The 18,306-nt window shown below is 45.0% G+C and carries 17 protein-coding genes; 5 read left to right on the top strand and 12 right to left on the bottom strand.

Annotated elements, in window-relative coordinates:
- Nucleotides 1–48: 48 nt before the first annotated feature.
- From purT to AB6C75_RS09570, 7 genes are all read right to left on the bottom strand, one after another.
- Nucleotides 49–1,224, bottom strand: coding sequence for a formate-dependent phosphoribosylglycinamide formyltransferase (gene purT, locus AB6C75_RS09540; protein WP_017070928.1), 1,176 nt, complete (start codon nt 1,222–1,224; stop codon nt 49–51).
- A gap of 167 nt (nt 1,225–1,391) precedes the next feature.
- Entirely contained in the window at nt 1,392–2,279 is an 888-nt protein-coding gene (cdd, locus tag AB6C75_RS09545; RefSeq protein ID WP_372107640.1) for a cytidine deaminase, read from the bottom strand.
- A gap of 286 nt (nt 2,280–2,565) precedes the next feature.
- The gene (locus AB6C75_RS09550; RefSeq protein WP_004734865.1) at nt 2,566–3,243 is read right to left on the bottom strand and encodes an LrgB family protein; all 678 of its coding nucleotides are present in this window, start codon (nt 3,241–3,243) and stop codon (nt 2,566–2,568) included.
- A 2-nt stretch (nt 3,244–3,245) separates the two neighbouring features.
- Entirely contained in the window at nt 3,246–3,617 is a 372-nt protein-coding gene (locus AB6C75_RS09555; protein ID WP_009846947.1) for a CidA/LrgA family protein, read from the bottom strand.
- Nucleotides 3,618–3,642: 25 nt separating this feature from the next.
- Nucleotides 3,643–5,067: an exodeoxyribonuclease I gene (gene sbcB, locus AB6C75_RS09560; RefSeq protein WP_372107641.1), complete on the bottom strand. Its 1,425-nt coding sequence runs from the start codon at nt 5,065–5,067 to the stop codon at nt 3,643–3,645.
- Nucleotides 5,068–5,273: 206 nt separating this feature from the next.
- Complete coding sequence (locus AB6C75_RS09565) at nt 5,274–6,122, bottom strand: sterol desaturase family protein (protein WP_372107642.1); 849 nt, start codon at nt 6,120–6,122, stop codon at nt 5,274–5,276.
- An 87-nt stretch (nt 6,123–6,209) separates the two neighbouring features.
- Nucleotides 6,210–7,223 carry a DUF2804 domain-containing protein gene (locus AB6C75_RS09570; protein WP_193841435.1) on the bottom strand — a complete coding sequence of 338 codons (1,014 nt, stop codon included), beginning with the start codon at nt 7,221–7,223 and terminating at the stop codon, nt 6,210–6,212.
- 169 nt (nt 7,224–7,392) lie between these two features.
- Here AB6C75_RS09570 and AB6C75_RS09575 point away from each other — a divergent pair, with 169 nt between their 5' ends.
- Nucleotides 7,393–8,427 (top strand): AraC family transcriptional regulator, encoded by a 1,035-nt coding sequence (locus AB6C75_RS09575; protein ID WP_372107643.1) that lies wholly within the window; start codon nt 7,393–7,395, stop codon nt 8,425–8,427.
- 3 nt (nt 8,428–8,430) lie between these two features.
- Here AB6C75_RS09575 and AB6C75_RS09580 read toward each other — a convergent pair whose 3' ends face one another.
- Complete coding sequence (locus AB6C75_RS09580; protein WP_372107662.1) at nt 8,431–9,381, bottom strand: chromosome partitioning protein ParA; 951 nt, start codon at nt 9,379–9,381, stop codon at nt 8,431–8,433.
- 39 nt (nt 9,382–9,420) lie between these two features.
- Nucleotides 9,421–10,755 (bottom strand): sphingomyelin phosphodiesterase, encoded by a 1,335-nt coding sequence (locus tag AB6C75_RS09585; protein WP_372107644.1) that lies wholly within the window; start codon nt 10,753–10,755, stop codon nt 9,421–9,423.
- 415 nt (nt 10,756–11,170) lie between these two features.
- Here AB6C75_RS09585 and AB6C75_RS09590 point away from each other — a divergent pair, with 415 nt between their 5' ends.
- Nucleotides 11,171–11,692, top strand: coding sequence for a DUF2058 domain-containing protein (locus tag AB6C75_RS09590; RefSeq protein ID WP_012604134.1), 522 nt, complete (start codon nt 11,171–11,173; stop codon nt 11,690–11,692).
- Nucleotides 11,693–11,885: 193 nt separating this feature from the next.
- Here AB6C75_RS09590 and AB6C75_RS09595 read toward each other — a convergent pair whose 3' ends face one another.
- From AB6C75_RS09595 to AB6C75_RS09605, 3 genes are all read right to left on the bottom strand, one after another.
- On the bottom strand, nt 11,886–12,647 hold the full coding sequence (locus tag AB6C75_RS09595; RefSeq protein WP_372107645.1) for a YdcF family protein: 762 nt from the start codon (nt 12,645–12,647) through the stop codon (nt 11,886–11,888).
- Nucleotides 12,648–12,888: 241 nt separating this feature from the next.
- Nucleotides 12,889–14,262, bottom strand: coding sequence for an L-cystine transporter (locus tag AB6C75_RS09600; protein WP_372107646.1), 1,374 nt, complete (start codon nt 14,260–14,262; stop codon nt 12,889–12,891).
- A gap of 185 nt (nt 14,263–14,447) precedes the next feature.
- Nucleotides 14,448–15,143, bottom strand: a complete 696-nt coding sequence (locus AB6C75_RS09605) for an NAD-dependent epimerase/dehydratase family protein (RefSeq protein WP_372107647.1) — start codon at nt 15,141–15,143, stop codon at nt 14,448–14,450.
- Nucleotides 15,144–15,811: 668 nt separating this feature from the next.
- On the opposite strand from AB6C75_RS09605, the gene AB6C75_RS09610 reads away from it, so the two are divergent.
- Genes AB6C75_RS09610 through AB6C75_RS09620 form a run of 3 tightly spaced genes read left to right on the top strand, consistent with a single transcriptional unit; the run spans nt 15,812 to nt 18,302 of the window.
- Nucleotides 15,812–16,423 (top strand): flavin reductase family protein, encoded by a 612-nt coding sequence (locus AB6C75_RS09610; RefSeq protein WP_372107648.1) that lies wholly within the window; start codon nt 15,812–15,814, stop codon nt 16,421–16,423.
- 44 nt (nt 16,424–16,467) lie between these two features.
- Nucleotides 16,468–17,496, top strand: a complete 1,029-nt coding sequence (gene cobT, locus AB6C75_RS09615; RefSeq protein WP_372107649.1) for a nicotinate-nucleotide--dimethylbenzimidazole phosphoribosyltransferase — start codon at nt 16,468–16,470, stop codon at nt 17,494–17,496.
- Nucleotides 17,496–18,302: an adenosylcobinamide-GDP ribazoletransferase gene (locus AB6C75_RS09620; RefSeq protein ID WP_372107650.1), complete on the top strand. Its 807-nt coding sequence runs from the start codon at nt 17,496–17,498 to the stop codon at nt 18,300–18,302. The genes cobT and AB6C75_RS09620 overlap by 1 nt, the downstream gene beginning before the upstream one ends.
- Nucleotides 18,303–18,306 lie beyond the last annotated feature (4 nt).

The following is an 18,306-nucleotide window of genomic DNA, read 5'->3' on the forward strand; positions in this document are numbered from 1 at the left end:
ACTCTTTACCATGCTGTTCAAAAAACACTCACGAAAGATCAACACGCCCTAGTAAATCACTTTTACTTTAGAAGCACTCTCAATTGCATCTTCAATCGCAGTCTCAGTGCTGTTGCGACGAGTCAGCGCCACACCTAGACGACGGCGACCATCGATATCAGGCTTACCAAACAAGCGAACTTGCGTTTGTGGTGCGTCTAGCGCCTCTGTAAGACCTTCAAAACGAATGTTGGTTGAAGTGCCTTGGCCCAGAATAACCGCTGATGCACATGGGCCGTATTGCGTGATGGATTTGATCGGCATACCGGTAAACGCGCGTACGTGCAGTGCGAATTCCGATGAGTCTTGAGACATAAGAGTCACTAAGCCAGTATCGTGTGGGCGAGGGGATACTTCGTTGAAGATAACGTGATCGCCTTTAACAAACAGCTCGACACCAAAGATGCCGTGACCACCTAGTGCGTTAACCACTTGTTCAGCCGTGTATTGCGCGGCTTTAAGTGCGTTGTCTGACATCACTTGTGGCTGCCAAGACTCACGGTAATCACCGTCTTCTTGGCGGTGACCGATAGGTGCACAGAAGTGAACACCGTCGACTGCGCGAACGGTAAGTAACGTAATTTCGTAATCAAAGTCGATGAAGCCTTCAACGATTACGCGACCCGCGCCAGTACGACCGCCTTCTTGTGCGTAGTCCCAAGACTTTTGAATGTCTTCCTCTGTTTTGATAACGCTTTGGCCTTTACCTGAAGAGCTCATTACTGGCTTAACAACGCAAGGCATTCCCACGAATTCAACAGCGGCAGCGAAGTCTTCAAAGGTGTCTGCAAAGCGGTAAGGAGAAGTGCTCAGTTTTAGCTCTTCTGCCGCTAGGCGACGGATACCTTCGCGGTTCATCGTTAGCTTGGTCGCATTCGCAGTCGGAACGACATTTAAGCCTTGTGCTTCTAGCTCTACCAACTTGCTGGTGGCAATAGCTTCAATTTCAGGAACCACATAATCTGGCTTTTCTAGTTCAATGATCGCTTGAAGTGCATCGCCGTCTAACATGTCTAATACATGGCTACGATGCGCAACTTGCATCGCGGGTGCGTCTGCATAACGGTCACAAGCAATAACTTCCAAACCTAAACGTTGGCACTCGATAGCAACTTCTTTGCCGAGTTCACCTGAACCTAATAGAAGTACACGAGTAGCATTTTCACGAGTAGCAGTACCAAACATAGAAATTCCTTCCGATCTTTTGAACGATTGATTGAAAACGGGGTGATCATACTTATTTCAATGATAAAAGCAAACGTTTGCGCAAGTTGTTGCGTTAATTACAGGTATAAAAAAAGCAGCCCCGTTAAATAGGGCTGCTTATTTGAATTTTTGTTAATTAGATGTACTTAGATTGCTAAGTAAGTCACTGGAAGGTCGGGATTAATCGCTTCTAATGTAGATTGCGTATCCGCTAGGTGACTGATGCTACCTTCGGCGATTTCAACCAAAGCTGCACTTTCAATTTGTTCAAAATCGAAGCCAGCCAGTTTAAGTTGAATTAACGCGACTTGCAGAGGAGGTAGGCTCGGGTTGAACGCTGCGTTTTCAGCGTAAGCACCCGTAAAAATTTCACCTGACGTCAGTTGTAGCGAAACACCACTTAGGTTTTTTGTGTAAGGCGCATGGCTGCGGTTTAGTGCTGCTAGCGCATCTACAACAATAGGTGTTGTTTCTTCGGTCGTGTACTTATGATCAAGCTCTGTCATTAGGCCTGTTGTTACACCTAAATCAGCAGGGCCGAACGAGTCTGGTAGGTACTCTTGCAGAGACATTTCATCACGTTGTGGAAGCTGAACCTTAAGCTCTTTCGCTGTGGTCAGTTCGTTCATGAATTGACGACAGTGACCACAAGGGCTGAAGTTGATGGTGATATCAGAAATACCTTGTTCGCCTTTCATCCAAGCGTGGCTGATTGCAGATTGCTCAGCGTGTACTGTTTGGCCAAGTTGAGCACCAGCGATTTCAAGGTTTGCACCAAAATACAGAGTGCCAGACAAACCACGCACGATTGCACCAACATAAAAGTCAGATAACGGAGCGTAAGAATAGGCTGCGGCAAAAGGAAGTAGCGCAATACGTAGCTCGTCATCCGCTAAACCACTTGCTTGCAGTAGGCTAGCAAATTGTTCTGGAGACAATGTCGCGTCAAAGTTGTCTGCTAATACGATGTCACTCAAAAGTGCTTTGATTGCTGTTGGAGCACTTTCCAGCGCCAGGGTAATACGACTGTTCATGTTGAATCCTTAATTGACCTTAGGCTTTAATTCTATGCAATGCTCAGGAATTTTCTGTGATAAAGAGCACCATTGAATTGTTGTTGTTACATTGGTTTGCATAATTAGAGTGAGGTCACACTTGAAATCGATTACAAGAGCCATTTATACAGCTGATATCGCACTTAGTGCTCGTAAAAGACCGTGACTTGACTGCTATTGCTAAATAAATGCGAATAAAAAGCCCAAACAGACACTGTAATAAACAGCATTCTGGTTGGGCTGGATCGCGTAGTGATCGTTTAGGTTAAGAATAGAACCAAACCACGAGCGAAAATATACTCGGTGCGATGATTGAGGTAATGACGCCGCAAAGCACAAGAGCCAAAGAACTGAATGCTGCGTCTTCCTGATTCTTTTCAGCACATGTCGCAGTACCTAAAGCGTGAGATACCGTGCCCATGGTTAAACCTCTGGCGATCGGGCTCTTAATGCCAATCAGGTTATAGATTGGGTAAGCAAAAATTGCCCCAAACAGACCGACAATCAATACCAATATTGCCGCAATCGCTGCTTCACCACCTAAATGGCTCGATACTTCCATCGCAATTGGTGTGGTGACTGACTTACCTAATAAACTCGCAATCAAAGTTAAGTCCGCTTTAAAAGCCACTGCGATTAATGCTGTCGTTGTCATCGACATCACACTGCCTAGCGTGCAAGCAAAGGTGATGATGCGCCAGTTGGCTCTGATTTGAGGTAGCTGTTCATAAAGCGGATAAGCAAGGGCAACTACCGCGGGCTGCAGCATGTAGGTAATCCAGGTGTTGTCCGCATAGTAAGTCTCAAACGGTACTTTGAAGAACGTGAGTATCGGAATGATGATACCAATGCTGATCAGCAGGGGATTACACAGTGGTGAGTTAACTTTTTGACTTACCCAGCGAGCAAACAGGAATACCACGATGGTGAGTAGAATCCACATGATCAGTTGCCTCTCGAAAGCAAGCGGTCTAAAAACCATGATAAGGACACCAACACCAGCAACGTGCCACCAACGGCGCTCGCCATAATTGGCAATGCGTTCGCGATGAGCATGTCGAAGTGATCCATCAACCCAACACTGATCGGAACAAACAGTAAGATCATTAGGCGGATAATCAAGCTTGCACCGGGTTGTACCCAGTGCGAAGGAACAATACCAATCACCATGGCGGCAAACAGAATCAACATGCCAAAAATACTGCCTGGGATTGAGGTATCCAAAAAGTGCTGTAACGCGTTACCTACTGTAAGTGCACCTATGATTAAGGTGAAGGAGATTAAGCAGTAAACCAGTTGGATCAATCTTTCTTTCAAAGTGTTACGTCTCTTGATAATGGAATTAACTAGCTAACTTTTCTACGTATTGATAAACCGCCTTCAAGATAGCCATTTTCTTCTCGTCACTTTCATGTTCGTGCGCGAGGTTTTCAAGGTTGAGCATGTACTCTTCTAAACGGCACTCATAAAACTCACGACAATGGTTTGCCCATTTCAATTGCTCAGCTTCGTCGAGCGTCCATGGGAAGTTACGTGCACGGTAACGGAACAGTAACGGTTTAATACGTTCGTCACTGAAGGTGATATCCAAAGCTGCCAAGTTGTTCGGGTCAGTTTCACGAATGATGTTCATCGCTGTTTTATCAGCAGGTGAAAAGAAACCGTCGTAAAGGTGGGTATCAACATCATCACTTTTTTCGTACTCGCGCTCTTGAGAGTACAGGCCAATGAGTTTTTCGCGGATCTCTGGATGTTCGCGCAGCAGTGCCAAGTTCTTCAAGCATTGTTGGCGATCGATACCGATGGTTTCGGCATTTTCAGCCGTCAGCGTTTTGGCTGGAGCAAGAATAGGGCACTTGTTCAGTTGAACCAATTTGATGGGTACGGGTAGCTCGTCTTCACTCAGTTCACTGCGTTTGGTGTAGAGTCTGTCTCTGAGTTCATCAGCGTCCAGTTCTAGTAGTGGGCTTGGATCTTTAGCTAAATCAACCACGATAACCGCATTTTGATTAGTTGGGTGCCAAGCCATAGGCACAATCCAGCTTGTGTAGTTGCAGTCACGGCCAAACATGCCCGAAACGTGCATCAATGGTGTCATGTTTACGATATCAACTAGGTCATTTAGCTTACGCTTATGACGCATGTTGTAAAGGTAATCGAACATCTTAGGTTGTGCAGCTTTAAGCTTCTTTGCTAACTCGATGGTCGCAATAACATCGGCCATCGCATCGTGCGCGTTCTCATGTTCAATGCCGTTTGCCACAGATAGGTGTTCCAGTTTGAAACTTGGATAACCTTCTTCGTTCTCTGGCCAAACAATGCCTTCAGGGCGCAGTGCGTGAACAGCGCGCATTACATCTAATAGATCCCAACGTGAGTTGCCGTTCTGCCAGCTCCACGCATATGGGTCAATGAAGTTTCGGTAACAGGTGTAACGCGTTACTTCATCATCGAATCGGATACTGTTGTAGCCAAGGCTTGTGGTGTTTGGTTTCGCCAACTCAGCATGGATCTTAGCGATAAACTCTGGCTCAGGGAGACCTTGTGAAGCCGCTTTCTGTGGCGTGATACGGGTGATCAACGCAGCTTCAGGCGCAGGGAGGTAATCAGCAGGAGGTTGGCAATAGATAACCAGAGGTTCTCCAATAACATTGAAATCTTGGTCGGTACGAACACCCGCAAACTGACTCGGACGGTCTTTTGCTGGGCTAACGCCCCACGTTTCGTAATCGAAAAAGAAGTAGGTCGGCTGATTATCTGAACTCATTGAAATTCCTGAACAGCAAGCGCAGAACGTTTACTGTGGCTGAAGGTTAGTTTTGTTCAGTATCTGATAGTATGCGGTACGCGTGCAACCCAGATCACAAATAAATTATCGGAAAACGGTGCTTTACTATTCAATCGAGTCGGTGGGGATGCCTTTGAATCCAGTAGAGGCGGTTTCTTAGTTAATACAATCTGTCTATCGTCCGTTTAATCCGATGGGGGGGAGAGTATCAACAGGACTTTCTGTTTAATGGTTAGCTCTCGGTTTCTCAAATCTTTGAATATAGCCTTCCATTCTTGAAAGGTGACGATTATAGGGTTAAAACTGTTTACGGGGTTGGTGACGCCGTAACGTACAGTTTCAACTTCAGGTTCGAACGTACCAAACAACTTATCCCAAATGATCAAAACACCGGCGTAGTTCTTATCTATGTATTGCGGGTTTTTGCCGTGATGTACTCGATGATGCGAAGGGGTGTTAAAGATGTATTCAAGTGGCCCCAAGCTTCGTATCCATTGTGTATGGACGAAGAACTGCAAACCTAGATTCAGAAGCACTACAAAGATGACCCATTTAGGGTCGAAACCTATGATGACGAGCGGTACCCAAAATAGCCACATGCCTGCGAATGGGTACATCAAACTCTGACGGAAAGCCGTACTGAAGTTCATCTGTTCTGAACTGTGGTGCGCGACGTGCGCGGCCCACATCCAGCGAATACGATGGCTTGCTCTATGGAACCAATAATAGAAAAAGTCTTGTAACACCATCAATACGACAAAACTCAGCACGCCCATTTCAATGTCCATTAAGCGCCAACCAAACAGCCATAGATACAGCTGCACGACCAATAACCCAGTGAGCAAATCGGAGAGTTGATGCATTCCCGCCAGCGTGAAGTTACACATCACTTCTGAAAGTTTATAGTTGGAATTGTCTGGTAGTCGACCTTGCTTCTGACCGACAAAATACTCAGCCAACATGCACACCACGAATAAGGGCGCTAATACCAGCAGTAGCCATTCTGGGTGATTGATTAATGCGTCGATATTCATGTTTTATCCTTGTTGAGACGCCATACGCGTTCTTAGTATCAAGTTTACTTAAACTTGCTCGCCTGAGATTCAATCAGCAGAATTACGTTACCAGCGAGCAAAGTGATCTTCTGTTAGGCCAAGAACACCATCGAGTTGATGTGTCACTCCATTGTTGTCTTCAATCGAGCCAGAAAAGTGACCAATGAACTGACGAAAGTTACTCTTTAACAGCCATAAATTGAGCTTTTCGCTGCGGTTATTTAAGGGCGTGAAGGTCAGGTTTATACGTCCATCTTGTGATGTTATCTGCCAAGGCAAGTTCGTGTTTTGGCGACTGAACGTAAACTGTACCGGGTTAAGCAAGTGTCTGGTTCCATTTACCCATAACACGTTTTCGCAGCCTCCGGTTTCATTAACGCCCGCCGCGAGGTTTAGGCCAATACCTGTGCCATTAGATTGCGTATTGATGCTTGCCCAGCGCCAACTGGTTTCACGTCTCATGTAGCCCGCTGAAAAGTCATAACCGGCACGAGCTTGTTCGAGAACGAGTGATTCTCCCTTGATTTGGATTTCACCGCTGATGCGCAAAGCATTGTGCTTTTGGGTGTAAGTCCAACCTGAATAACCCGTTGGGCTGCACATCGCCAAGGGCAAGCTGTCGGCTTTAGGCTCTAAAGCGATATCGGCCTTGATGAGTTTGGTATTCAAGCGAACTTGCCATTGCCCGCCTTCAATATTAAAGGTGATGCTTTGGCCTGCAATGTTTGTCGTGCCGTCAAATGGCGAAGCGGTAACTTGTTTATCAAACCCTAATGGCCTCAACCAAGATGACTCTTCTAGATGGTTGTTTTCAATATCGTACAGATAACAAAATGCCGAGCCCAAATAGCGAATATCCGCGATAGCTACGCCGATAATGTGCGTGTCTGAGACGATGCTGACAAACTGGAATTGCTTGTAGTGGAAGTGCTTCTGCCAAAGATTTGCTTTTGCATCCATAGAGTTTCGGTAGTCAAAGTTCTCGATGTTCAGGTGCTTTGGAATGCCATCGAAATGCCCAATGATCGGCTGACCATTAGAATCAATCAAACTGTGTGGGGCAGGGTTAGTTTTTATCATTGCGATGGTTCACATAAATTTAACAACTAAAGCCATTGTGCGATGAGTAGCGTAGAATTGGGAGGTCATATTCGGACAATAGCGCGTGAGCAATCACGATTTTGTTAGCAGTGTTGTTGAAGCTGAGTAGTCATGTTTATGGGAAGGGGTTAGATATAAGGAGATTCGATTGGATATTATTGCGGAGTATAAGCCAACCGGACATCGGCATCAGTTGGGTACATTAGATATCGCGCTGCTGTTAAATACGCTAGAGCAACGAGGCGTCGATATTGAAAGGCTACTCAATGATGTGGGTTTGCCGAACATGGATTGGCGAGACCCGAATGGAAAGCTGACTTACGCTGATAAACTTGCGTTATTTAGCGTGGCGAATCAGAGCTTTCTTCACGATGGCTTAGGGCTTTGGCTGGGGGAACACGCTAGCTTGAGCCACTTTGGTGTGTTGGGTTATGCGTTATCGACCAGTCAAAATGTCGGGGAGGCCATCAAGTCGGGCTTCAAATATTTGCGCCTGAATGGGCCTATCTTCTCGGTTAAATTGTTTCTAGATTCTGAACAAGCAGTGATTCAGATTGAGAACACCTTGGAAGTGGGCGATCTGCTCCCTTTCTGCAGTGAGTATTTCTTGAGTTCCATCGTCTCTTTGTTCAAAGAACTGACTGGTCATGAATTGGATATTCACACTTTGGCTTTGCCTTATGCTTTTCCCAATTACGCCAAGCTCTATGATGACCGTTTCCAGTGCCCTGTAGTTTTTGAGCAGAGCCATTGTGAATTGCGTTTTGATGCCTCGGTTTTATCACAAACCTTATTGACTCATGATGCCGCGACACTGAAGCGCTATCTCGCGTCTTGCCAGTCGATAGTGGAAACGCTGGACTCTGAGCATCTGCTGACTAACCAAATCAAAACGATCTTTTATCAAACCGCAGGCAGTTTCCCGAATATTGAACAACTTGCGGATGAGTTTTGTTGTAGTTCTCGTACACTAAGGAGAGAGCTAGTGACCCATGATTCCAGTTATCAAGTATTGCTTACCGAAGTTCGAGTGGAACTGGCCAAAGAGCTGTTACTCGGCACAACCATGAGTATCGATGACATCGGTGAAAGGCTCGGTTATAGCGACCCTGCAAATTTCAGAAGGGCGTTTAAAGGTTGGCTCAATAAAACGCCCGCGCAGTTTCGTGACGGTTTAAGTTAAACGTTACTTGCTAAAAAACTGTTCTCTGAAATTGGTGACTTGCTGCTGATAGTAACTGTCCCAATCGTGCTGAGTCCAAGTGGCATAACTTGATGAGCGCTGAGAGTCTAAGGTCGCGTTGAGCTGATCCAGTTGCTCGTGATAACTCATCACGGTTTGCTGCTGTTGCGCGACTTGCTGTTCTCGCGCGGCAATGTTGCTGGTCTGCATTTCATCTAAGTAGGTCTCTTGAAGGTCGGCTTTGACTGATACTATCTCAGCAGGGCTATAGCTGCTGGGTATCAAAGAGACTGCCAATTCATATTTTAGAAGCTGTGTTTCCGCGTTTAACGTGTCCGTATTGTTTTGCCATTCACTGAGCAAATCTTGATAGTTGGCCAAAAACTGGCTCGCTTCGTTCTCTTTAAGGGTGTTGGCGTCAAGCGTAAAATCCAAATGAGTAAACTGGTCTGCGAATAGCTGGTGGGCCAACTCTCCCCATACTTGCTGTGCAGATTGTTTGAATAGGGCAACACGCTCTTCAAGAGTCTCTATGGATTCAAGAGGGATAGTGCTTTGGGTTAATTGCCAGTCGACTGATAGCTGCGGATAGTCGCTCAGTAACTCAAACCATATGCTCGGCAATTCTGATTTCAATCGTGCGAGTTGCTCTGCGCAGTCATCGCGTTGTTGGCAAAGCTTCCAGAACCCGTCGAGTTCATCGAATAAAGCCTTACCTTCAAGCTCAGTCAAGTTTTCAACATGCGTTTCTCCGCCCGATGATTCAGTTAGGGATAGATTGCTCTGCGATGCTGAATTTCCCGAACTGGTGGTTGCAGTGGGCGTGAAATTATCGTCATCAGTTGTCGTAGAAACACGCGGCTTAGCTTCTGTGTGTTGAGCAGAAGATAGCGCTGTTTCGTTCGTTTTTGATGACCACGAATAGCCAATAATGCTCGCCGTTAAGACGAGCATTAGGATTAATATAACTCGATGCATTATTGGTTCACCGAGTTACTTGATCACGGCGCTAACAGGGAAGTGGTCTGAAAGGTTGTAGTGCTTCCATAACTCACTGCTTGTTGATCTTGGAACATCCACGCGATTGTCGTTATGCGCTTTAGCGGCATACTCTGAGCTCACTACCACATAATCGAGATACTCAACGTTCTCGCCACCCGACATAGGCTCACCCGCAAAGTTGTTGATGCGTGGGTCAAAGGTAGAAGCGGTGTAACCTGAGTATGTTGGTTCATCAGCCTGCAGGTTAGCAAACATCTGTTGGTAGTCGCCCGGGAACTTGAGCTTGTTCACGTTGAAGTCACCGCTGTAAACCACAGTTTCTGATGCCGGGATATTCAGAGACTGCGCCAGTGCACGCATCTGCTTGAATTGACGTTGTCGGTAGTCACGTGCCGTGTCCGTATCGAATGATGCCGTGTGGGTACCGAAAACATGGTAAGCCTGACCATTCTTGATCACTTCCGCGTAGTTAACACCTTTATCAGCGAAGCAATCTGTGCCCGTACAATCAGGGAAAACATACTGAGCTTCGTTAACGATAGGGTAGCGGCTGACAATGATCACACCACCGTCGTATATGTTAATCCCATCTTTATCGAGCATTTTAGTTTGATAAGGATACTCTTTCGCAAGTTCACGCAAGAACTCATCTCTGCCGTTGGCAAACACCTCTTGAAGCGCCAGCACGTCATAGCCCTTTACGTATTGAGGGAGAAGGTCGTAGCGGTCACCAATATGCGACGCGATGGCAGGCAGCGCCCAGATGTTATAAGTCATGACTTTGAGTGTATTGGCATCCGGCTCTGGCTGCTCATCCGCTTTTGGTGGGGTGATGGTGTAATAAATATCATCGTAACGCGCCGTAGAATCGGCTTTGAGGGCTAGCTCTGCATTGACCCCGAATGCATCAGTGGTGTTGCGATGAATATTACGATCGTCATGCAACGTTAGGTTAACGTCTGCGGCACTCAAACCATGTTGCAGTGTCGAGTTATACCAATGTCCCTTCATGGTTTGGTTGAGCGTGAAACTCTCGCCCACAGCGTTCGATACCACAGTGTCAAACTCATAGGTCTTCCCAGATTTCACACCAGTCCAGCGGTTAAAACTGATCAGCTTCTTCGTCTCCCAAGGACCAATCTGTTCAACATGCTGTTGCCACTCATCACCGAGTTGAAGTAGGTCGGTACCGGTGTGGTTGGCTTGAATGGTCATCACTTGATTAGTGTTATTGGTAAGATACACGTCGGTGTCTGCGATCGCAGAGGTCGAAGCGATTGATGTGGATGCCACAAGTGCAGCTAACCAAGTCCATTGAGTTTTCATCGTTTACGTTATCCTTATTGATTGATGTCTAGAATAACGTAGTCAAGAGTTATGACATTGGAGTTATAACTCTATGGCATTTATTCAAATGTGAGATATATGCCAAGGTTTTATAAAATTGATTAACCATTGAAAATTAACATATTGCTTTGTCGGAATGATAAGTGGTACGCGCGCGAATAATAGAGTCAGATAATGGTTTCGAGTCGGTAGATCAGCCAATGTTGGCGTGCTTAAACGAAAACTGTTTGTTCGGGGAGAGTAGAGATTGTGAGCAACAAGAAGGGATTATGGCGACAGCTTTGAGCTATCAGCACAAATTTTGCGATTGTTCTGTAATTTACTCTTGTTCAGTAAACAGAAACCTTAAAAACAGGTATGATAGTGCAGTTTTTAATCCTGAACTGGGAAAGTCATGGCAAAGTTAACACTCCAAGAGCAGATGCTTAAAGCTGGCTTGGTAAATGAGAAAAAATTAAAGAAGGCGAAGAAAGGCTCTAAAAAGTCTCGCGTTCAGTCTCGTGAAGCAAAAGCGGCAGCAGAAGAAACTAAACTGGCGCAGCAAGCGAAAGACAAAGAGTTAAACCAACAGTTGAAAGAACAGCAGTTGAGCAAAGAAATTAAAGCTCAAGTGAAGCAACTGATTGAGATGAACAAGATCGAACAGAAGAACGGTGAGATCAAATACAACTTCACCGACGGTACGCTAGTTAAATACCTTTACGTAGAAGAGCTGACTCAAAAGCAACTAAGTAAAGGCATTCTAAGTATTGCGCGCCAAGGCGAAAGCTATGTTGTTATCCCAACAGCAGTAGCAAACAAGATCGCAATGCGTGACGAAGAATCTATCGTTGATACGCAAGCTTCAAGCTCAGATGAAGTAGACGAAGATGACCCGTACAAAGACTTCGTGATCCCAGATGATCTAATGTGGTAATTGCCCGTTAGTACTGAGTAGAAGCACGAATTAAAAATGCAGCTGACAATCCTTCGATTGTGGCTGCATTTTTTTGTTTATGAGCTGTGAATCTTCTAGATACTAAATGACCACTAGCCAAATAGCCAAATAGCCAAATAGCCAAATAGCTAAATAACTAAATAACTAACTAGTTAGATCATGGTTGAAGCGATCAGGCGTCACCGGGCTTCTCACGTTTGCTGTTCCAACCCATAAAGTTGTAAAGGTTGTAACGAGCAAAACCCAATTGTTCATGCAATGCAAAGTCTGTAACTGCGAAGTTGTACCATAATGGTAACCATGAAATTTGAGCAGCCATGTAGTCGGCTCGTACTGGGACGACGTTTAATCCAAAATGATTAAAGTAGAGTTCACTACGACGAATATGTAGGCCTGATGAAACAAGAACAATGTTGTCGAACTGGTGATGCTTCATTAGGTCACTGGTGAGCTGCGCGTTTTTCCAAGTGTTGACGCTATTCGATTCTTGAATGATATCGGCTAGTGGAACGCCGAGTCTAAGCAACTGCTGTTGATAAACTTCCGCTTCGGTTACACCATTATTTTGTGCATCTCCACCACTAACAATCACTTTGCATATGGTTTGAGCCTTCGCACAGTTTTTATATTGGCTTGCCGTTTCATTGATGCGACCGAACGAGAAAAAGGTCGGCTCAAATTCTTGTGTACTTGCGATGAGTTGAGTACCAGCACCAAGCAAGATAATGGCATTGTGAGAGGTCCACTGAATGTCAGGTTTGCGCTCATAATTGGCTTGCAGGTCGTTTAGTAGATAGCGAGGGATTAAACCCGAACCAATCAATATAAATAAAGAGATCAGAAGAAGTTTGATAAAACTAGAGGTTTTTCGCCACTGAAATAAACGTGTAACGCCAACGAATACTAGAAGAAGTAATAATATAATAAAGCTCATGAGGATCCTGTTATCGAACGGGTGCCAGAATGATGTGACATATTGAAGCGGTGCATCATATATCAGTTTGGCTGATGTTTCATGGCTAACTTATTGTACTATTGAACAAATATAGAGTTTTGCGTTATAGAATGTGGATGATCGTAAAGTAATAAACAAAACTAATAAGCAATAAAAAAACCGACGCATGTGCATCGGTTTTTGTTTAACGAGACTCAAGTTATTGGATCAATCGAACCCATTAAGCGTTCGCTTGTTCCAAATCTTGCTGCTTGTCCTTTTTAGCCAATAGGCGGCTTGTGATTGTACCAGCTGTCATTGCACCAGATACGTTAAGCGCAGTACGTGCCATATCTATAAGTGGTTCGATAGAGATAAGCAGTGCTGCGATAGTCACAGGAAGACCCATCGCGGGTAGTACGATAAGTGCAGCGAAAGTTGCACCGCCACCAACGCCGGCAATACCAAATGAGCTCACTGTGATAATAGCAATGAGAGACAGAATGAAGTTAATGTCCATTGGGTCGATACCAACCGTAGGCGCAACCATAACTGCAAGCATTGCAGGGTAAATACCCGCACAACCATTTTGACCAATTGTTGCACCGAAAGACGCAGACAGGTTAGCAATCGCTGGTGGCACGTTTAACTTAGTGATTTGAGCTTCAACGTTCAGGGGAATAGTTGCTGCAGAGCTACGAGACGTGAAAGCGAACGTCAGTACTGGCCAGATCTTTTGGAAGTACTCTTTCGGGTTGACACCAACAAAAGAAACCAACACACCGTGAACGACGAACATCAGGATAATAGCGACATAAGAAGCAACGATGAAGCCCAATAGGCTTAGGATGTCAGAAGCACTTGACGTTGCGACTACCTTCGCCATTAATGCTGCGATGCCGTATGGCGTTAGTGCCATGATCATCTTAACTAAGCGCATAACGATAGATTGAGCCGCTTCAACGAACGTACGGATTGGAGATTCTAATTCTTCTTTCTCTGCCATCACCTTACGAGCAGCAATACCCGTTAGCACGCCAAAGATAACTACCGCGATGATAGAAGTAGAGCGAGCCCCTGTTAGGTCTGCAAATGGGTTAGTCGGAATAAAGCTAACCAGCATTTGTGGAATAGTTAGATCTGAAACGCTGCCGATGCGGCTTTCTAGTGTTGCGATACGTGCTGTTTCACGAGCGCCTTCAGTTAAACCTTCAGCCGACAAGCCGAATGCTTGTGTTACAACAATACCAACAATCGCAGAAATTGCCGTTGTTGCTAGCAACACAGAAATGGTGATGCCGGAAATCTTACCTAGTGAGCCGCCTTTCTCAAGCTTCACTACTGCCGCAATCATTGAAACTAACACCAATGGCATGATGACCATTTTTAATAGGCCAACGTAACCACGACCCACAATGTTTACCCAGTCGAGCGCCTCTTTGATAACAGGATTGCCTTCACCAAATAGCAGTTGAAGACCAAGGCCAAAAGCACTACCGAAAACTAAACCGAGTAAAACGAGGCGAGAAAGTGTGTGTTCTTTTTTCTGCTGTCCGTAGAGAAAAAAGAGGATACCAGTGAATACCGCTAAGGCAGCGATAGCTGAAAATGACATTGTTTTTCCTTATGAATAACCTTGAATCGATAGGGCGCTTAGATATATGGGCGCAAATACTGTTAGCTAAAATAGCGACCTGTAACAAAACGTAAAATAAGGAAAAGTAATTTATTAGAACGATTAGTAATATCCACCCAATGGATTGGATGGATATTCAACATTGTGGTGAATAGGTAGACGTTTTAACGATATTTCGCTAATAAATTAAGCATGTCAGTCGAGGTGTAAATTTCGATACTTTGGAAATTATTTTCGAACAATCGGAATAATATTGCTTTCGCTACATCTTCCGATTGGATAGGGCGTAGGTTTTTGAATTTTCCAAACATTAACGGAGATATTAAAGGGAAGGCTCTTTGTAGGAGTTTTTCATCAGTTCTGGGTTCGGCACGTTCACCCACCAGCGGGCCTGGACGAGCGATGAAGAGCTGCTTGAAGCCAATACGTTTTAGGTTTTGCTCCATTTGTCCCTTACAGCGCAGATAGTGTGAATAGGAGTCTGGCGAAGCGCCATAGCTAGAAACGACTGCGACACGTTGAACTCCAAGGAATTTCATCGACTGTGCCACTTGGCTAACCAGTTCTACATCGATCTTTCGCAGCGCTTCTTTTGAACCTGCTTTTTTCTTGGTTGTGCCTAAGCAGATAATGCCTAAGTTGGGCGTCGCTTTGGTGTCGTCCCAACTCGTTACTTGTAGATCGTTGTGGATGAGTGTATCGAGTTTGTTGGAGTGAAATTCTTCACCTAATGCTCTTCGTGACAAAGCATAGATGTGTTCTACAGCGGGCTCGTTAATGAGCAGTCTCAGGACATGATGACCAATTAGCCCTGTCGCACCAGCTATAACAACCGATGTTTTATCTCCATTAATACTCATTCTATTCCTTACTCGCTCTACAAGTGCTTGTTTAATATAAACAGTGTTTGAATTTTAAGCGAACAAAAGTTTCATGAATGAGCGTTAGGAAGATGGGGTTTGATGATGGGCTTTTATACGGAAGGTATGTGCTTAGCTAGGTAAACCTCAATTAAGGTGTTAAAGATAACAAAGCCCGCTGGGCGACGGGCTTGTTATTTGCTTTACTACTTTGTTGTCTTATTGCTTCGATAGCTATTAGGTGAAGGAGAGTGGGATTTTCCTTACCTTTTTGCTGGTTTTCTTACTTGATTTATTTGGTTTTCTTTTACTTGAGTTTGGAATCATTACACCTCCTAAATCGTTGCTCTGTTTTGTCTTTCAATCGATTGTCTTTCTTTGTGTAGCGTCAGTGTTGTGGGCATTCACTGTATGGGTACTTATCAATGGAGAGATTAACAAGTACTTTAGATAAAGCATAAACGATGCCAAAATGTAAGTTATTGATAAATCTATTATCAGTATTGTAGGTGTTTTAGGGTTCGTCAATTTGATTGTCAATTTGAGAAAAAACCAGTGTGATCTGTTTAAATTAAGAACACTCTCTACGGTTTCTGTTGATTAGGCATAGATACAGCATTGCTTAACACGTAAACTGAGTCGTAATTCACATAGACCAAGGACGTGCTATGAACCTCAAGCTTGATACTCTTGCTCCCACTCAGATTTATCACCTGATGACACAAACCGTTGTTCCTCGCCCTATTGCGTGGGTATTGACGGAATCTTCTGAACAAGAGTACAACCTAGCGCCTTTCTCTTATTTCACGCCTGTTTCTAGCAATCCGCCGCTACTGATGTTGTCGGTCGGGAAGAAATCGGCTGGCGAAATCAAAGATACCACTCGTAACGCCTTAGAAACGGGTAAGCTAGTGATTCACATTGCTTCTTCAAGTTCTGCCGAAACAATGACTGCGACAGCAGCCACACTCGATCATGGTGATTCTGAAATCACCGCGAATGATATTGAGCTGGTTGAATTTGAAGGCTTTTCTTTACCAAGAGTAAAAGAGTGCGCGGTCGCTTTTGGCTGCACCTTGTACGAAGTAAAAGAAGTTGGAGATGTGCCACAAAGCCTTATCTTTGCTCAAGTCGAAACCGTGTACATTTCCGAAGACGTGATCGATAAAGAGAGTGAACGTCTTAAGGTTGATGCGTTGGCATTGGACCCACTGTCTCGACTTGGTGGCGGTGAATACGCGACGCTTTCTAATGTGTTCTCTGTTGCTCGCCCAAAATAGCCAATCCTAAATTAACGTACCCAGAATAAGCGTTTTTAAAAACTATGTTAGATACCCAATACTCGCAGTACATCCAACACCGTATTGACCAAAAAACCAAGCCGCTCGGTGCGCTTGGCTTACTAGAAAAAGTCGCTCATCAATTGGCATTGATTCAGAGCCAAGGCAAAGAAGCTGCGGTCGAACACATTGAATTAAATAAGCCACGTATCATCATTTTTGCTGGCGACCATGGCATAGCAGATGAAGGTGTGAGTATTGCTCCAAGTGCCGTCACGCAACAGATGGTGTTGAACTTCTTAAGCGGTGGCGCAGCGATTAATTGCTTTTGTGCGGTAAACAACGTCGAAATTACAGTCGTGGACACTGGGATTTTGTTGCCTGTTGAATCTGACAGCGACATGTTGATTTCTCAGCGCTTAGGTACGCGAACCAATAACTTTGCCAATGAAGCGGCAATGAGTTTAGAAACTGTTGAACGTGGGATTGAACTGGGAACTGAGCTTGTATCTAGAACCATTTCGAATGGCACGAATATCATCATGTTTGGTGAAATGGGCATCGGCAATACCAGCAGCGCGTCTGCCATCTTAAGTGCGCTAGCAAACCGAACTGCAGATGAGTGTGTTGGTTTAGGCACTGGTATCAACAATGAACAGCTTGCACGTAAAGTGGCGGTGGTTAAGCAAGGTGTTGCTCGTTGCATAAATCCTGACGCAAAAGAGGTGTTAAGCCAAGTCGGCGGTTATGAAATAGTTCAAATGGTGGGGGGCTTCCTTGGCGCTTACGAAAACAGAACCCCTGTGTTGGTCGATGGTTTTATCGTGTCGGTTGCGGCGTATGTCGCGACTCTAATTGAACCGAGTTGCCGTGATTACATGATCTTTGCTCATCGCTCTGAAGAGTCGGGGCACAAGATTCTATTAGACCTGCTAGACGCTGAGCCACTGCTCGATCTTGGATTGAGATTGGGCGAGGGCACAGGTGCTGCGCTAGCTATGCCAATAATTCGTGCGGCGGCAGAGTTCTATAACAACATGGCGAGTTTTGCGAGTGCTGGAGTCACGGTTTAATGAGTGATGCACCAAAAAGATCGTTGAAAGATAGCATCACATACCAATGGGAACTTTTTTCGTTGGCGATGGGTTTCTTTTCTCGTTTGCCGATGCCGAAGAATACGCCTTATTCAGAAGAGCGCATGAATCGTTCGGGTCGCTACTTTTCAACGGTTGGTTTGTTACTTGGTGTTCTGTGTGGCGGTGTGTTCTTGCTACTCGATGCAATACTGCCGAGTGCAGTGGCCATCTTTTTGATGATGAGCTTTAGCTTGATGCTAACCGGTGCTTTCCATGAAGACGGCTTAACCGATATGGCGGATGGTATTGGCGGCGGTATGACCTTAGAACGCCGTTTGACCATCATGAAAGACAGTCGAATTGGTACTTATGGCGCGTCTGCACTGGTTATGGCTCTGCTTGGCAAGTGGGTTCTATTAAACGAACTAGCGAATATGACAAATTTGTTTATGGTTATCGTGACCAGTTATACCTTTAGCCGTGCAATTGCTGCATCACTGATTTACGACATGCCTTACGTTAGCGATTTAGATACCAGTAAAAGTAAGCCATTGGCGAACAAGCAAACTAAAGGTGAACTTGTCTTTTTATTGCTTGTGGGCGTTCTGCCTAGCTTGTGGTTTGGTCTTGAGCTCGCTTTGGTTTTATCTGTCGTCGCCTATCTGTTCAGAACAGGTTTCAAAAAGTGGTTAACGGCTCGAATTGGTGGCTTTACTGGCGACTGCTTGGGGGCTGCTCAACAGTTGATGGAGTTGCTGACTTACCTTGTATTCATTACTGCATTTTACAATGGCTTTCTATAACGGC

The organism is Vibrio sp. 10N.237.312.B06, from assembly GCF_041464685.1.
In the GTDB taxonomy this organism is placed as follows: Bacteria; Pseudomonadota; Gammaproteobacteria; order Enterobacterales; family Vibrionaceae; genus Vibrio; species Vibrio tasmaniensis_A.

Excerpts from the sequence above, each read along its gene's own strand:
- purT (WP_017070928.1), bottom strand. The coding sequence starts at position 1,224 with ATGTTTGGTACTGCTACTCGTGAAAATGCTACTCGTGTACTTCTATTA.
- cdd (WP_372107640.1), bottom strand. The coding sequence starts at position 2,279 with ATGAACAGTCGTATTACCCTGGCGCTGGAAAGTGCTCCAACAGCAATC.
- AB6C75_RS09550 (WP_004734865.1), bottom strand. The coding sequence starts at position 3,243 with ATGTGGATTCTACTCACCATCGTGGTATTCCTGTTTGCTCGCTGGGTA.
- sbcB (WP_372107641.1), bottom strand. The coding sequence starts at position 5,067 with ATGAGTTCAGATAATCAGCCGACCTACTTCTTTTTCGATTACGAAACG.
- AB6C75_RS09565 (WP_372107642.1), bottom strand. The coding sequence starts at position 6,122 with ATGAATATCGACGCATTAATCAATCACCCAGAATGGCTACTGCTGGTA.
- AB6C75_RS09570 (WP_193841435.1), bottom strand. The coding sequence starts at position 7,223 with ATGATAAAAACTAACCCTGCCCCACACAGTTTGATTGATTCTAATGGT.
- AB6C75_RS09580 (WP_372107662.1), bottom strand. The coding sequence starts at position 9,381 with ATGCTCGTCTTAACGGCGAGCATTATTGGCTATTCGTGGTCATCAAAA.
- AB6C75_RS09585 (WP_372107644.1), bottom strand. The coding sequence starts at position 10,755 with ATGAAAACTCAATGGACTTGGTTAGCTGCACTTGTGGCATCCACATCA.
- AB6C75_RS09590 (WP_012604134.1), top strand. The coding sequence starts at position 11,171 with ATGGCAAAGTTAACACTCCAAGAGCAGATGCTTAAAGCTGGCTTGGTA.
- AB6C75_RS09595 (WP_372107645.1), bottom strand. The coding sequence starts at position 12,647 with ATGAGCTTTATTATATTATTACTTCTTCTAGTATTCGTTGGCGTTACA.
- AB6C75_RS09600 (WP_372107646.1), bottom strand. The coding sequence starts at position 14,262 with ATGTCATTTTCAGCTATCGCTGCCTTAGCGGTATTCACTGGTATCCTC.
- AB6C75_RS09605 (WP_372107647.1), bottom strand. The coding sequence starts at position 15,143 with ATGAGTATTAATGGAGATAAAACATCGGTTGTTATAGCTGGTGCGACA.
- AB6C75_RS09610 (WP_372107648.1), top strand. The coding sequence starts at position 15,812 with ATGAACCTCAAGCTTGATACTCTTGCTCCCACTCAGATTTATCACCTG.
- cobT (WP_372107649.1), top strand. The coding sequence starts at position 16,468 with ATGTTAGATACCCAATACTCGCAGTACATCCAACACCGTATTGACCAA.
- AB6C75_RS09620 (WP_372107650.1), top strand. The coding sequence starts at position 17,496 with ATGAGTGATGCACCAAAAAGATCGTTGAAAGATAGCATCACATACCAA.